Raw genomic sequence first — 250 nt, 5'->3', positions numbered from 1 at the left:
TGCTTTATTCGCCTATATCGACCTTACTTTTATGCATAAGGTGGCACGGAAATCCGAACGATGGAACGCCTGCGTCGTTCGGAAAACCGGATAGCCGGGCCTGCCGCCTCCGGCCCTCCCGGCCGGCGCTATCATCCGCACCGGCCTCCTGTCACGGGGCCGGTGCTTCAAAACACCTCCATCACACAGCGGCACAACCTCTTCGAAAGCGAGGTCTGTCAATGCAATTCACGGATCAATGCAATCGCAA

The 250-nt window shown here is 57.2% G+C and carries 1 protein-coding gene; it reads left to right on the top strand.

Going from position 1 to position 250, the window contains the following annotated elements; translation table 11 throughout:
* Positions 1-60: 60 nt before the first annotated feature.
* Positions 61-250, top strand: a 190-nt coding sequence (locus RMT89_RS44530) for a hypothetical protein (RefSeq protein WP_315889450.1), incomplete at its 3' end; no start/stop codon positions are given.

The sequence above is a fragment of the Streptomyces sp. P17 genome, from assembly GCF_032436805.1.
GTDB lineage: Bacteria > Actinomycetota > Actinomycetes > Streptomycetales > Streptomycetaceae > Streptomyces.
Note: the sequence above shows the minus strand (reverse complement) of the source record. Positions and strands in the feature narration are given on the sequence as shown.